Origin of the sequence: Pantoea sp. BAV 3049 (assembly GCF_009765445.1) — a bacterium.
Classification (GTDB): domain Bacteria; phylum Pseudomonadota; class Gammaproteobacteria; order Enterobacterales; family Enterobacteriaceae; genus Erwinia.
This window is the reverse complement of record NZ_WHOY01000031.1, coordinates 237,186-252,089: the sequence shown is the minus strand read 5'-3', so window position 1 is coordinate 252,089 and position 14,904 is coordinate 237,186. Positions and strand designations below refer to the sequence as shown.

Below are 14,904 nucleotides of genomic sequence, written 5' to 3'. Positions count from 1 at the left end.
GTGTACCGGCCCTTTCCCCACTTTCTGCATGGCCGCAACCTGTCGGCAATCGCCCGGAAGCAAAAATGGTAAAGGCGCTTATTGAGCGTCGCGACCGGAATTATCCGGCCGCAAGATGTGAGCAATTATAATCTCACCGGTCATGAGCCGGTGGGAAATTACAGAGAATCCGGATTATGCTGCAGTTCATACTCCGACGTCTGGGACTTGTCATCCCGACGTTTATTGGCATCACCTTGTTAACCTTCGCGTTTGTCCACATGATCCCGGGTGACCCCGTGCTGATTATGGCTGGAGAACGTGGAATGTCTCCTGAACGTCACGCTCAGCTTCTGGCCCAGATGGGGCTGGATAAGCCGCTGTGGCAACAATATGTTTCCTACGTCTATGGCGTGCTCCATGGCGATCTGGGAATTTCCCTTAAAAGCCGCATCCCGGTCTGGCAGGAATTTGTTCCGCGCTTTAAAGCGACGCTGGAGCTGGGCATTTGCGCGATGATCTTTGCTGTTGCGGTTGGCATCCCGGTGGGCGTGCTGGCTGCGGTTAAGCGTGGCTCCATCTTCGATCACACCGCCGTTGGCATCTCGCTGACCGGCTACTCCATGCCGATTTTCTGGTGGGGGATGATGCTGATCATGCTGGTGTCGGTGCAGCTGAACCTGACCCCGGTGGCTGGGCGCATTGGCGATACGGTGTTCCTCGACGACAGCAAGCCGCTGACCGGTTTTATGCTGATCGATACCCTGCTCTGGGGGGAGCCTGGCGACTTTAAAGATGCCGTGATGCATATGATCCTGCCGGCAATTGTGCTGGGCACCATTCCGCTGGCGGTAATAGTGCGTATGACGCGCTCGGCCATGCTGGAAGTGCTGGGAGAGGACTATATCCGTACTGCCCGCGCCAAAGGCTTGACCCGTATGCGGGTGATCGTGGTGCATGCGCTGCGTAACGCCATGCTGCCGGTGGTCACGGTGATCGGTCTGCAGGTGGGAACGCTGCTAGCGGGTGCCATCCTGACCGAGACGATTTTCTCCTGGCCGGGCCTCGGTCGCTGGCTGATCGATGCGCTGCAACGTCGCGACTATCCTGTGGTTCAGGGTGGGGTGCTGATGGTGGCAACGCTGATTATCGTGGTCAACCTGCTGGTTGATGTGCTTTACGGCGTGGTTAACCCACGCATTCGCCACAAGAAATAAGGGGGCCAGGATGTCTTTAGTCGATCCAGGCAGCGTTCCCGCTGCACCCAAGCCCATGACCCCTCTGCAGGAGTTCTGGCACTATTTTAAACGTAACAAAGGCGCGGTTATCGGCCTGGTGTACGTGGTTCTGATGTTCTTAATCGCCGTTTTTGCCAACTTTATCGCGCCTCATGCTCCGGCCGATCAGTTCCGTGATGCATTGCTGCACCCGCCGGTCTGGCAGGATGGCGGTAGCTGGAAGTTTATCCTTGGGACTGATGACGTGGGCCGCGATGTGCTGTCCCGCCTGATGTATGGTGCCCGCCTGTCGCTGCTGGTTGGCTGCCTGGTGGTGGTGCTGTCGCTGATCCTCGGGGTCATTTTTGGCCTGATCGCCGGTTATGTCGGCGGTGCCACGGACGCCACTATTATGCGTCTGGTGGATATCATGCTGGCGCTGCCAAGCCTGCTGCTGGCGCTGGTGCTGGTGGCCATCTTCGGCCCGTCGATCGTTAACGCTTCTATCGCGCTGACCTTCGTGGCCCTGCCACATTATATCCGACTGACCCGCGCGGCAGTGATGGTTGAGGTGAATCGCGATTACGTCACCGCCTCAAACGTGGCCGGTGCGGGCGCGATGCGCCAGATGTTCGTCAATATTTTGCCTAATTGCCTTGCACCGCTGATCGTGCAGGCTTCGCTGGGCTTCTCCAACGCGATCCTCGATATGGCCGCGCTGGGCTTCTTGGGTATGGGCGCGCAACCGCCAACGCCGGAGTGGGGCACCATGCTCTCCGACGTGCTGCAGTATGCGCAAAGTGCCTGGTGGGTGGTCACCTTCCCTGGTGTCGCAATCCTGCTGACGGTTCTGGCATTTAACCTGATGGGTGACGGCTTGCGTGATGCCCTCGACCCGAAACTCAAGCAGTAAGAGGCAGCAGATGGCGTTATTAAATGTAGATAAATTGTCAGTGCACTTCGGTGATGAAAAGTCCCCGTTCCGTGCGGTTGACCGCATCAGCTACCAGGTTGAGCAGGGCCAGGTAGTGGGCATCGTCGGGGAATCCGGTTCAGGAAAATCAGTCAGCTCGCTGGCGATCATGGGCCTGATTGATTACCCCGGCAGAGTGATGGCTGACAAGCTGGAGTTTAACCAGCGCGACCTGAAACGCATCTCCGAAAAAGAGCGCCGCCAGCTGGTGGGCTCGGAAGTGGCGATGATTTTTCAGGATCCGATGACCAGCCTGAACCCCTGCTACACGGTCGGCTTCCAGATTATGGAAGCGATCAAAGTGCATCAGGGCGGCAACAAAAAGACCCGTCGCCAGCGCGCGATTGACCTGCTGACCCAGGTGGGCATTCCTGACCCGGCTTCCCGTCTGGATGTTTATCCGCACCAGCTCTCCGGTGGGATGAGCCAGCGCGTGATGATCGCCATGGCGATTGCCTGTCGGCCAAAACTGCTGATTGCCGATGAGCCGACCACTGCGCTGGACGTGACCATTCAGGCACAGATCATCGAGCTGCTGCTCGATCTGCAGCGTCAGGAGAATATGGCGCTGATCCTGATCACTCACGACCTGGCGTTGGTGGCCGAAGCTGCCCAGCACATCATCGTGATGTATGCCGGGCAGGTGGTGGAAACCGGTAAGGCTGTGGATATCTTTAAAGCGCCTCGTCATCCGTATACTCAGGCGCTGCTGCGCGCGCTGCCGGAGTTTGCGGCCGATAAGGCACGTCTGGCTTCTCTGCCGGGCGTGGTGCCGGGCAAGTATGATCGTCCGAACGGCTGTCTGCTTAACCCGCGCTGCCCGTATGCTAACGACCGCTGCCGGTCTGAAGAACCGGAATTACGTGATATTCCAGGGCGTCAGTCTAAATGCCATTACCCGCTGGACGATGCCGGGAGACCAACTTATGAAGCCTGAACAAGCTAATTCATCGCTGCTGATGCAGGCGATCGATCTGAAAAAACACTACCCGGTGAAGAAAGGGCTGTTTGGCCAGGAGCGCCTGGTGAAAGCGCTGGATGGCGTTTCCTTTAACCTGGAGCGCGGTAAAACCCTGGCGGTGGTGGGGGAGTCTGGCTGTGGCAAATCCACGCTGGGTCGCCTGCTGACGATGATTGAAACGCCGACGGAAGGTCAGCTGTTTTATCAGGGCCAGGATCTGCTGAAGCACGATCCGGCCGCCCAGAAGCTGCGCCGCCAGAAGATTCAGATTGTCTTCCAGAACCCTTACGGTTCTCTGAATCCTCGCAAGAAGGTCAGTCAGATCCTCGAAGAGCCGCTGCTGATTAACACCAGCCTGAGCAAGGCGGAGCGCCGGGAAAAAACGCTGGAGATGATGGCGAAGGTCGGCCTGAAAACCGAACATTACGATCGCTATCCGCATATGTTCTCCGGCGGCCAGCGCCAGCGTATCGCCATTGCCCGTGGACTTATGTTGGATCCGGACGTGCTGATTGCCGATGAGCCGGTTTCGGCGCTCGACGTGTCGGTACGTGCTCAGGTGCTTAACCTGATGATGGACCTGCAGCAGGAGCTGGGCCTTTCCTACGTCTTCATTTCTCACGACCTGTCGGTGGTAGAGCATATCGCTGACGAAGTGATGGTGATGTATCTGGGACGGTGCGTGGAGCGTGGCAGTAAGGATGCGATTTTCGCTAACCCCCGCCATCCCTACACTCAGGCGCTGCTTTCTGCCACACCGCGTCTTAACCCGGATGAACGTCGTGAGCGCATCAAGCTCACCGGTGAGCTGCCAAGCCCGCTGAATCCGCCGCCGGGTTGTGCGTTCAACGCGCGCTGCCGCCGTCGCTTTGGCCCGTGCACGCAACTACAACCGCAGCTGAAGCAATATGGCGATCAGCAGATTGCCTGCTTCGCAGTGGATCAGGATGAAGGTCAGCCGGTCGGTAACTGATCTGTGATCGTCGCGGTGAACAACTGACTGCAGCGGTCTCGTTAGTGGAAGCAGGACGCCTGCCGATGCCGTGGCAACGCCACTCACTCCAAAGGGCGAAGCAATTCGCCCTTTTTCTTTTATGGACGGTTTTCCTTTTCCGGTAAATGATCGCCAACCCTTTCCCCATCAAGCTCCTGCGAGTACTCGAGCGGCTTCCGGAATTGTCAGAAGAAATCAGGCATTAGCGACCCCAGAGTGCCATTGCACTTAAGTGGCCTGCTGTGCTGCGGCTAAACTACGCGGCTGGCAGGTGGAAGAAAGTAGGGGATCAGGACCAGCGTTAAGTGACTTATGTCAAATTTTCAAGCTGAACAGGATATTGTTTGATAACGATGGCTAAAGTATTGCTAAACTAAAAGAAGTTGTGTATTTCGTGACTGACTCTTCAGTCAGTAAACAGAGATAATATTTAAATACCCTGAAGCAATTACTTATTTAAGGCAACTAATAACAACGTTGATTGATAGTCAGCGAAATTATCGGTTTTATGAATCCTGAAGAGTGAAATATTTACTGAAATGAATTTTTTATGGGCGGTAAGAATAATCCGATGCAAATAAAAATTGTATGATATATTGCCGCAAAATTCCCCCTCACTCTCCGCGATCATTCCCATGAAAAGTTATGATGACCTGCAGCGTTTTAAAGAAAAAACGCAAACAAACCATATCGAATTCAAGGACATGTCTGAACAGACCCGGAATTCAGACAGCGCTAACTGGGCTATTATCAAACAGTTAATGGATGAGGGTGCAGAGTCGGCTTTAGGGAATGGCCAGAGCGTGCATGTTACCGCACCTCAACCGGTTGCTGAAGATCTGTTCAGCCTCCCGAGCACGCCGCCTGTTTCCCAGGCTGCTCCGGCACAACCGCAGTCACCACAACGTCCCGCTCAGCCCGCGAACGTGGCGGCTTTTGTTGCCGCTAAACCGGCAGCACAGCCCGGTGGATCGCTGCTGGACAGCATCTCAGCTTCGCTTAAACCGACACCGGTCGCCGAACAGCCTCAGCCAGCGGCCGTGGTTGAGCAACCTCCCGTTGCTAACCCGCTGGACACCGCCCCGGTACAGGCTGCGACGCCACTGACTGCAGCGCAACCGGCCTTTGTACAGGCACCACCTGCTGCTCCGGCTTATCAGCCCGCACCCGCTGTGGCACAACCTGCGGCCCCGCAGCCCGCCAGTCAGGCACTGTCCGCGTCTGCAGATCTGCCGCGCTTTAAACAACTGTTCAGCACCGGGTCGGAACAGCAAGTCACCACTTTATCTAAAGATATCCTGCTGCAACCTCTGCTGGAGAGAATCGCCTCATGCCGTTAGTTTGTGTTTGTTCTCCCAAAGGTGGCGTGGGTAAAACCACAATGGCTGCCAACCTGGCTTACACCCTGGCCCGTGGAGGCAGCAAAGTTTTAGCCATAGATTTCGACGTGCAGAACGCGCTGCGCCTGCATTTTGGCGTGCCTCTCTCCGATGGCCGTGGCTTCGTGGCAAAATCCGCCAGTTCGCCTGACTGGAGCCAGTCCATCCTCACCACCGGCGGCAATATTTTTGTGATGCCCTATGGTGACGTGACAGAAGAACAACGTGTTGAATTCGAAGATAACTTATCCCGTGACCCGAACTTCCTTGCCCGGGGCTTACACACCGTCCTCAACTATCCTGGCCTGGTGATCGTGGCTGATTTTTCACCCGGGCCCGGCCCTGCCCTCAAGGCGATGACCGATCTTGCCGATTTACACCTTGTGGTGATGTTGGCAGACACCGCTTCGCTGTCGCTGCTGCCACAAATTGAAAACGAAAAAATGATCGGTAGCGCGCTGAATCAGCGCTCCGGTCACTACTTCGTGCTTAACCAGAGCGACAGCCGCCGCAATATCAGCCGCGACGTCACGGCCTTTATGCAGCAGCGGCTGGGCGACCGGTTGCTGGGCGTGGTGAACCGCGATGAGAGCGTGGCGGAAGCCAATGCTTCGCAGCAGTCCATATTTGATTTCAGCCCGGTGTCTGCCGCCGCGTTTGATATCGAGATTGTCGGCAAGCGTATTGCCGCGCTGCTCAATATCAAAGTGGGTGACGGTGAGATGCAGGCCCCGCTGAGATCGCGCTAGTCGACGGCGGAGCCGTCCGGAATGGAAGCCTGAAATCCCGGGGGGCTCCCGCGCCCCGATAAAGAATAATAGTTTCGTTTTCAGGATGACTTATGAACAAAATCCTGTATTACCTGCTGCTGCTGGTATTATTCCCGCTCGCCGCAGTGATTGTGATCACCCCAATGGACAGCCAGAAACAATATATTTTTGGCCTGATTGGTATCGCCATTGTATTTGTTATGGGCCTCAGTAAAAGCCACAAGATCTCAATGGTAATCGTGTTTCTCTCGGCTTTAATGTCGACTCGCTATATATACTGGCGTGCCACTGAGACGCTATTTTTTAATTCTGAAATCGAAGCGATTCTGGGTATCGGGTTATTTATCGCCGAGCTGTATGTTTGGGTGATCCTGATCCTTGGCTACCTGCAAACATCATGGCCGCTTAAGAGAACCATCGAGCCGATGCCGGAGGATCTCAACTTATGGCCGACTGTAGACATTTACGTGCCGAGCTACAACGAAAGCCTTGATGTGGTCCGTGACACCGTTCTGGCCGCCCAGTGCATCGACTACCCACGCGACAAAATCAAAATCTACCTGCTGGATGACGGCAAGCGCAGCGAGTTTGCGGTCTTTGCTGCCGATGTGGGCGTGGGCTACATCACCCGTGACGATAACCGCCATGCCAAGGCCGGTAACCTCAACCACGCGATGCGCATCACCAAAGGTGAACTGATTACCGTTTTTGACTGCGACCACGTGGCGACACGTGCCTTCCTGCAGGCCACCGTTGCGCCGTTCCTGAAAGATCCTAAATTGGCACTGCTGCAGACGCCGCACTACTTCTACTCGCCGGACCCGTTTGAACGTAATCTGAAAGCCGCGCGCGAAATCCCGAACGAAGGGGCGCTGTTCTACGGCCCGGTTCAGCAGGGTAACGATAACTGGAACGCCACCTTCTTCTGCGGATCCTGTGCGGTTATCCGCCGTTCGGCACTGGAAGAAATTGGCGGCTTTGCCACTGAAACCGTGACCGAAGATGCCCACACCGCGCTGAAAATGCAGCGTCGTGGCTGGAAATCTGCCTTCCTGGCGCTGCCACTGGCGGCCGGTCTGGCGACAGAGCGTCTGGGTCTGCATATCATTCAGCGTACCCGCTGGGCACGTGGCATGACACAGATCTTCCGGGTGGATAACCCTCTGCTGGGCCGTGGCCTCAAGTGGCAACAGCGTCTGTGCTACCTTAACGCTATGCTGCACTTCCAGTTTGGTTTGCCGCGCGTGATCTTCCTGACCGCGCCGCTGGCTTACCTGCTGTTTAACCTGAATATTATCCACTCATCCGCCAGCCTGATCTTCGCCTATGTGTTGCCGCACCTGGTGATGTCGCTGTACGTCAACTCGCGGATGAACGGCCGTTTCCGTGCCACCTTCTGGGGGGAAATTTACGAAACGGTGATGGCCTTCCATCTGGTTATCCCGACGCTGTTAACGATGATTTCGCCGAAGCACGGCAAATTCAACGTAACGGATAAAGGCGGCCTGCTGGATGTAGGCTTCTTCGACTTCAACATTGTGCGCCCGCATGTGATCTGTGCCACCCTGCTGCTGATTGGCGTAGTGAGCGGTATCGTCCGTGCGGTGGCTCACAATTACTTTGGCGTTGATCCGTACGTTATTGCCCTGAACATCGGCTGGGCGATGTTCAGCCTGATCATTCTGATGGCGGCCATTGCCGTCGCGCGTGAGACCAGGCAGACGCGCAAAACCATCCGTATCGACGTGAACATCCCGGTCGTGCTGCATTACGCCAGCGGCATCTCATCGCGTACCACCACCGTTAACCTGTCTATGGGTGGAGCGCAGGTCACTGCCCCGGATAATCGTCATGAAACGGACGAGATTGAAGGCATCGATTTGATGCTGCAGTCCGGCGCAATTTCGATTCCTGTCGGCATTATTGGTGCGGAAGATGGCGTTGTACGCCTGAAGTTTGATGAGATCCCGCTGTCACGCCGCCGCGAGCTGGTGCGCGTGGTACTGTCCCGTGCCGATGCCTGGATCAAACCGGAAGGGCCGAAAGACAGGCCAATCCGCTCACTGATAACCATTATCCGTACCGTATTTGAACTGTTCTGGCTGACCTGGAAAGATCGTCGTACCCGTAAGGCCGATAAAGTGACTAAGGCTGAAGAGGATGGCGTGGCATGAAGCGACTGATTTTACCTGCGATCTGTTTTAGCGCCCTGACTCTGGGCAGCGCAGTCTGGGCCGCGCCGGAAAGTGTTACCCAGGACAGCAGCGCTCTGTCCCAGATCCCTCCTCCGCGTGATGTGGGACAGTCTGCCGCGGTGTCTTCTGCTGAGATGACGGCTCCGGCGGCTGTACCGTCAGATCCAGCCGCCGATCCTGCCACGCCAGCAGGCGGCATGGACAGCACGCCAGCCGGTTCTGCTGCGACAGATCCGTCGGCAACCGCCGGAATGGACAGCACGCCAGCCGGTTCTGCTGCGACAGATCCGTCGGCAGCAGCCGGAATGGACAGTACGCCAGCCGGTTCTGCTGCGACAAATCCATCGACAGCAGGCAGCGATAATCCGGCTGCAAGTTTGCCTGCCGGTCTGCCGCCGCGGCCTGCGCCAGTGGGAGAAAACCCGGCACCGGCCAGCAGCAGCGAGCTGCTCAACCAGCCGCTGACCAGCACCGTTTCAGTTGCACAGATGGGCCAGACCCACGGCATCCTGCTGACCGGCGGCCAGTTGCAGTCAGGTATTGTCTTTACGTTGCCCTCTGACGAGGTGATCACTAACGCTCGCCTGAACCTGTCACTGAAAGTGTCGAAGGCGCTGGCCGCCCGTAACACTTCCCTGCAGCTGATGCTGAACGGTCAGCCGCTGGGTACGCTGCCGCTGAACGCTTCTGACAGCGCCAGCGAAGACTACCAGCTGGATATTCCGGCGGCGATGGTGGTTTCCAGCAACAACCTGAGCTTTAAGATTAATGATGCCGACCAGCTGCTGTGCGAGCGCGACAGCGCCAGCCAGTATCAGGTTACCATCCTGCCGAAAACCACGCTGGCACTGGAAGGTCAGCAGCTGAATATTGGTAATACGCTGCGTAACTTCCCACGGCCGTTTATCGATCACCTGCGAATGACGCCTTCCAGCGTGGCGATGGTCTTTGGTCAGGAGGTCACGCCGGGCAAAGTCAGTGCCGCAGCAGTGATCTCCTCGTGGATGGGGATTCAGACTGACTATCGCGGTATCAACTTCCCGGTGCTGCGTAACGAAATGCCTGAGAAAAACGGCATTGTCTTCGCCAGACCGGGCGAAACCGTTGCGGGTCTGGCTGTGCCAAACGTCAACGGACCGACTCTGCAGATAGTGGATAACCCGGTTAACCCGGTTTACAAGCTGATGCTGGTCATCGGTAAAACCGACGACGATCTGCGCCAGGCGGCCTGGCGTCTGACTCAGCCGCTGAGCGTCGATACCGAAGCATTGCAGGTTGCCCAGCAGAATATCCCGGTCAGCAAGCCTTATGATGCGCCGCGCTGGATCAACACCGATCGTCCGGTGCGCCTCAGCGATCTGCTGCGTAAAGATCAAAGCCTGACCACCACCGGGATCTGGCACGATGCGCTGCGCGTTAACTTCCGCGCCGCACCTGACCTGTTCCTGTGGGATGGCGACACGCTGCCAGTGCAGGTGAACTATCGCTTCCCGTCAGAAAACTGGATTGACGAGGACAAATCATTCTTTAATGTCGGCCTGAACGACACCTTCCTGCATAACCTGACGGTGAACAAGGTCGGCCTGCTGGAGAATATCTGGCACCGTCTGGGCGGCGACGCGCGTCAGGAAAGTTACACCCTGAAGCTCGATCCGTACCTGATTTACGGTGATAACCAGCTGCAGCTATATTTCAATATCAAGCCGAAGGACAGCGCCCCTTGCAGCGTGCTGACCAACAACAACATTAAAAGCCGCATCGAAGATGACTCGTTTATCGACCTTAGCCATACGCGCCACTTTACGCTGCTGCCCAACCTGTCTTATTTCGTCGGTGCTTCCTTCCCGTTCACCCGGTTTGCGGACTACTCGCAGACCGTGCTGATGCTGCCTTCGCAGCCAGGCAACGCGGAGATCAGCACGCTGCTGGATATGGCTGGCCGTTCCGGTAACGCGACCGGCGTGGCGCTGAGCCATAACACCGTGCTGTTCGGCATTCCGGTGGGCGGCACTCTGTTGCAGCACCTGCAGGACAGCGACGTGCTGGCGGTGTCGACGCTGGCGCAAGCGGCCTTTAACCAGTCGATGCTGCGGGATTCACCCTACGATGTGAACAATCACACCCTGGGCGTGAAAGAACCGACATTACTGGACAATATGCGCGGCTGGCTGACCGGTGACTGGTACCGCCAGGCAGTGGATGCCGACCGTTACTTCTCGTCGAACGAAGAGTGGCGCGGATTTATCAGCTATCGCTCGCCGTGGAATGACTCCCGCGTGGTGGTGATGACAGTGGCAACGGACGATGCACAACTTACACGTCTGCACAAAGATCTGACGCTGCAACGCATCAACGCCGGTATTCGCGGCGATACCGCCATCATTACTGATGAAAACGGTATCCGCAGCTTCCGCGTCGGCGCGCAGTTCCCGAGCGGCCAAATGCCGTGGTACATGATGGTGGTGTGGTATGCCAACCAGCATGCGGTGGTGCTGGCCTTCCTCGCGCTGCTGTTCTCCGCCATCGTTGGCCTGAGCACCTGCGTGCTGCTGAGAAGACATGCCTGGAAGCGACTGAATCCGCAAAATGATCCCCGGACCGAAAGCGATAAGAAGTAACGACGATGACGAAACTTAATCCCCTTACCGCCAGATTGCGTCAGCTGTGGATCTCCGGCCTCACTCTGGCAGCGTCTACGCTGGTGTTTCCTGCGCTGGCTGCAGAAAGCAATAATCCGGCCCTTGCGGCGTTGTTTGACCAGGCGAATTACTGGCACCAGAAAGCCCATGACGATTTGGCCCGGGATTCACTAAATAAAGTGCTGATGGTGGATAGCAATAACACCCAGGCGCTGTATCTGATGGCGCTGTGGTCGCAGCAGAGCGGTGATAATGCTGCCGCAGCGAAATGGCGCGCGCGTCTGAGCCAGGTGTCTCCACAGGACCCGCATCTCAGCGAACTGGACAATGCCCGCCAGCTGCAGTCTATCCCGACCGCACAGCTGACTCTGGCCCGCCAGCAGGCTCGTGCAGGCAACATCTCCGCCTCGCTGCACACCTGGCGCAACACTTTCAGCGGCAACGAACCGCCAGCCAGCGTGGCGGCCGAGTATTATCTGACCATGGCAGGTGATCGTGCGCTGTTGCCACAGGCTATTGATAATCTGCGTGATTTCGCTGCCCGGCATCCTCAGGATACCGGGGCGAAGCTGGCGCTTGGTAAGGCGCTGACCTGGCAGGAATCCACCCGCCGCGAAGGTTTGCAGGTGCTGGAAGGCATGGCGGATGGTAATCCGGATGCCGACCGTTCGCTGCGCCAGGCCCTTCTGTGGCTTGGCCCGCAGCCGGGTGATGCTCCAATGTACCAGCACTACCAGCAGCGTCATCCGCAGGACCGCACGGTGATGGACTATTACCGGAAGAACGCGGGCGGCGCGGAAAAGGGCCAGGGCTTTACTTCGCTGAACAGCGGTGATGTCTCCGGTGCACAGAGCGCCTTCACCAACGTATTAAAAGCCAATCCGGAGGATGCTGATGCTCTGGCTGGATTGGGCTATGTGGCACTACGCAGCGGCAACTATGCTGCGGCAGCCGATTATCTGGATCGGGCGGCGAAACTGGGTGGCGATAACAGCCAGCAGCGCCAGCAACAGGCGGCCGATGCCCGTTTCTATGTCCAGCTGGCGGTGGCTCAGCAGGCGATGAAGTCCGGCAACACTGCCCAGGCGCTGAGCCTGAGCGAACCGCTGGCCCAGGCCGACGGCGAGAAGGGCATCTCCGCCAAACTGTTCCGTGCGGACGTGCAGCGCCGCAGCAACCATCTGGAGGATGCCGAACAGACTTACCGTTCCGTGTTGCAGAGCGACCCGGACAATCGCCCGGCAAAAGAGGGGCTGTTCTACGTTCTTCGTCAGCAGAACCGCACCGCCGAAGCCAACACGTTGCTGACTTCCCTGCCGGACAGCGTGCGCGAAAGCGTGACGCCGCGCCCGACAGCGACCAGCGATCCGCTTCGTCGTCAGGCGAAGCAGGCTCTGACCGCTGGCAACACTGCTCAGGCTGTCGCACTGCTGCAGCAGGGGATCCAACGCTTCCCGACCGATGGCTGGGTGCGGCTGGATCTGGCCCGTATTTATCAGCAGCAAGGTAACACCAATATGGCCGCTGGTATCATGCAGCCTGCCTTCCGTCAGGGTGCCAGCAGCAACGAAATTTACGCTGGTGCGCTGTTTGCCAGCGAAAGCGGTGCATGGCAGCAGGCGCAAACCCTGCTGGCGCGTGTTCCGGCCCGCAACCATAACAGCGATATGCGCGAACTCTCCCGCCGGGTGAACTTCAACCTGCAGATGGCAGTGGCGCAGCAATACCTGGCGCAAGGCTCGAATGTCGCGGCAGCTAACACCCTGAAAGCACTGGCCGTCAATCCACCGGAAAATCCAGCGGATGCGGGTAACCTGGCGAAAGGCCTGGCGGCTGCCGGTGACCTGACCACGGCGGTTTCAGTGGTGCGGAGCAACATGCAGCGCGGCGTGCAGGGCAGTGCCGGGGATTATGCGGCTCAGGTTGCGGTTCTCAATCAGGCTGGCCTGAGCGGCGAAGCGCAGAACTTCCTCAGTAATCCGGAACTGCAGTCGCGCAGTACCCCGACCCAGCTGGCAGGCGTGCAGAATGGCTATGTGATCAACGAGGCGGATCGCCTGCGTAATCAGGGGCAATATGCGGCAGCTTACGACAAGCTGATTGGCGCGCTGCAACACGATCCGCAAAACACCGATTTGATGTTTGCGATGGGGCGTCTGTATCAGTCCGGAAAAATGAACAAAGAAGCAGGCGTGGTCTATGACTACCTGATGACCCGCGACACGCCAACGCAGGATGCCCGAGTGGGAGCTATCGACGTTGCCCTGGCGAACCATGACCTGCCGAAAGCCAAAATGCTGACGGCTGGCCTGCGTGGTGAACAGACGCCAGATCGTCTGCTGTTAATGGCGCGCGTGGCGGAAGCGGATGGCGATCATCAGCAGGCGCTGGCTTACCTGCGTACTGCGCGTGGCAAAATGATCGGGCTCGAGGGCGCGACCACCGGCTCCACGCCGGACATTGGCGGCATGGCGCTGGCTGATAATCCATTTATCAATCGCACCACGCTGGGTGTGCGCCGCTCGCCTTCTGCCTACGGTACGGTGATGCCGTGGCAGCAGACTCCGGCAGGCGGCGATACCGCCACACAAACCGCCAGCGTGGATGTCCCGACCCGGCAGAGCCAGACCCTGCACCAGATCGACACCATGATGGACGATCTGCAGGAGCGTACCGGCACCTGGGCACAGGGCGGTGTGCAGGTCAGAGGACGTGATGGCGAGTCTGGCCTGAGCAAACTGACCGAAGCCAAAGCGCCGCTGACCTGGTCAACGGTGCCGTATGGCGACACGCGATTCGACTTCACGCTGACGCCAGTGACGCTGAGTGCGGGCAGTGCTTCAGGCACCTCGATCTCACGCTTTGGCACCCAGGCGCTGGAGCAGGGGCGTATCGCGCAGGCTAACGCCATCGCGCCATCGTCCGTGCTGCTGAATTCTCCGGGTTCTCAGAATGCGTCCGGTGTTGAGGTTAATCTCGGCCTGACCAACGACAATTTCAAAATCGACCTTGGCTCGACGCCGCTGGGCCAGGATCTCAGCACGCTGGTGGGCGGTATTCAGTGGTCACCTAAACTGACCGACTACCTGACGCTGATCCTGACCGGTGAACGCCGGGCAGTGACCGACAGCCTGCTCTCCTATGTGGGTGTGGAAGACAAGTTGTCCGGCAAGAAATGGGGCCGTGTGACCAAAAATGGCGGTAATGCGCTGTTAAGTTACGATAACGGTGATGCCGGATTCTACTTCGGGGCGGGCGGTTACAGCTACCTCGGTGAAAACGTGGAGAGCAACCAGAGCATCGTCGGTTCGGCTGGTGCCTATGTTCGCCCGTATCACGACGACAACAGCGAGCTGAAAACCGGTATCAGCATGAGCTGGATGGATTTCTCGAAAAACCTCAGCTACTACAGCTACGGTCAGGGTGGCTACTTCAGCCCGCAGAACTTTGTGGCGGTGTCGTTCCCGGTTGACTGGAGCAAAAATTACGACGATCTGAAGGTGAAAGTGGGCGGCTCGGTGGGGTATCAGTCCTACTCACAGGATCGCAGCGCCTGGTTCCCGACCGATTCGGAGAAGCAGTCACAGCTGGAAGACTATGCTAATGCGGGCTACGCCACCGAGGCTTACTACTCCGGCGGCAGCAAAAACGGTATTGGCTATAATCTGCATGCGGGCGCGGATTACAAGGTGAATAAAGACGTCACCATTGGCGGTCAGCTTGGCTACGATACCTTCGGTGATTACAACGAGAGCACCGCTCAACTTTACTTCCGCTATATGCTCGGGGACAAATAA

The 14,904-nt window shown here is 57.6% G+C and carries 9 protein-coding genes; all 9 read left to right on the top strand.

Annotated elements, in window-relative coordinates; all coding sequences use genetic code 11:
* The first annotated feature begins 176 nt into the window (after positions 1–176).
* The 9 genes from dppB to GSQ70_RS01920 all read left to right on the top strand — a co-directional run bounded on the left by dppB (position 177) and on the right by GSQ70_RS01920 (position 14,904).
* The gene (gene dppB / locus GSQ70_RS01960; protein WP_158780694.1) at positions 177–1,196 is read left to right on the top strand and encodes a dipeptide ABC transporter permease DppB; all 1,020 of its coding nucleotides are present in this window, start codon (positions 177–179) and stop codon (positions 1,194–1,196) included.
* Positions 1,197–1,206: 10 nt separating this feature from the next.
* Positions 1,207–2,109 (top strand): dipeptide ABC transporter permease DppC, encoded by a 903-nt coding sequence (gene dppC / locus GSQ70_RS01955; RefSeq protein ID WP_158780693.1) that lies wholly within the window; start codon positions 1,207–1,209, stop codon positions 2,107–2,109.
* Positions 2,110–2,119: 10 nt separating this feature from the next.
* Positions 2,120–3,106: a dipeptide ABC transporter ATP-binding protein gene (dppD, locus tag GSQ70_RS01950; protein ID WP_158780692.1), complete on the top strand. Its 987-nt coding sequence runs from the start codon at positions 2,120–2,122 to the stop codon at positions 3,104–3,106.
* Entirely contained in the window at positions 3,096–4,103 is a 1,008-nt protein-coding gene (gene dppF, locus GSQ70_RS01945; protein WP_158780691.1) for a dipeptide ABC transporter ATP-binding subunit DppF, read from the top strand. Before dppD ends, dppF begins: the two co-directional genes overlap by 11 nt.
* A 656-nt stretch (positions 4,104–4,759) precedes the next feature.
* Complete coding sequence (gene bcsO, locus GSQ70_RS01940) at positions 4,760–5,464, top strand: cellulose biosynthesis protein BcsO (protein ID WP_158780690.1); 705 nt, start codon at positions 4,760–4,762, stop codon at positions 5,462–5,464.
* Entirely contained in the window at positions 5,455–6,252 is a 798-nt protein-coding gene (gene bcsQ, locus GSQ70_RS01935) for a cellulose biosynthesis protein BcsQ (RefSeq protein ID WP_158780689.1), read from the top strand. Before bcsO ends, bcsQ begins: the two co-directional genes overlap by 10 nt.
* A gap of 92 nt (positions 6,253–6,344) precedes the next feature.
* Positions 6,345–8,447, top strand: coding sequence for a UDP-forming cellulose synthase catalytic subunit (bcsA, locus tag GSQ70_RS01930; protein ID WP_158780688.1), 2,103 nt, complete (start codon positions 6,345–6,347; stop codon positions 8,445–8,447).
* A complete protein-coding gene (gene bcsB, locus GSQ70_RS01925; protein WP_158780687.1) occupies positions 8,444–11,086 on the top strand; it encodes a cellulose biosynthesis cyclic di-GMP-binding regulatory protein BcsB in 2,643 nt (880 codons plus the stop codon). Before bcsA ends, bcsB begins: the two co-directional genes overlap by 4 nt.
* 5 nt (positions 11,087–11,091) lie before the next feature.
* Positions 11,092–14,904 carry a cellulose biosynthesis protein BcsC gene (locus GSQ70_RS01920; protein WP_158780686.1) on the top strand — a complete coding sequence of 1,271 codons (3,813 nt, stop codon included), beginning with the start codon at positions 11,092–11,094 and terminating at the stop codon, positions 14,902–14,904.

What these genes read in the sequence shown, in the direction of transcription:
- dppB (WP_158780694.1), top strand. Translation starts at nt 177, where the DNA reads ATGCTGCAGTTCATACTCCGACGTCTGGGACTTGTCATCCCGACGTTT.
- dppC (WP_158780693.1), top strand. Translation starts at nt 1,207, where the DNA reads ATGTCTTTAGTCGATCCAGGCAGCGTTCCCGCTGCACCCAAGCCCATG.
- dppD (WP_158780692.1), top strand. Translation starts at nt 2,120, where the DNA reads ATGGCGTTATTAAATGTAGATAAATTGTCAGTGCACTTCGGTGATGAA.
- dppF (WP_158780691.1), top strand. Translation starts at nt 3,096, where the DNA reads ATGAAGCCTGAACAAGCTAATTCATCGCTGCTGATGCAGGCGATCGAT.
- bcsO (WP_158780690.1), top strand. Translation starts at nt 4,760, where the DNA reads ATGAAAAGTTATGATGACCTGCAGCGTTTTAAAGAAAAAACGCAAACA.
- bcsQ (WP_158780689.1), top strand. Translation starts at nt 5,455, where the DNA reads ATGCCGTTAGTTTGTGTTTGTTCTCCCAAAGGTGGCGTGGGTAAAACC.
- bcsA (WP_158780688.1), top strand. Translation starts at nt 6,345, where the DNA reads ATGAACAAAATCCTGTATTACCTGCTGCTGCTGGTATTATTCCCGCTC.
- bcsB (WP_158780687.1), top strand. Translation starts at nt 8,444, where the DNA reads ATGAAGCGACTGATTTTACCTGCGATCTGTTTTAGCGCCCTGACTCTG.
- GSQ70_RS01920 (WP_158780686.1), top strand. Translation starts at nt 11,092, where the DNA reads ATGACGAAACTTAATCCCCTTACCGCCAGATTGCGTCAGCTGTGGATC.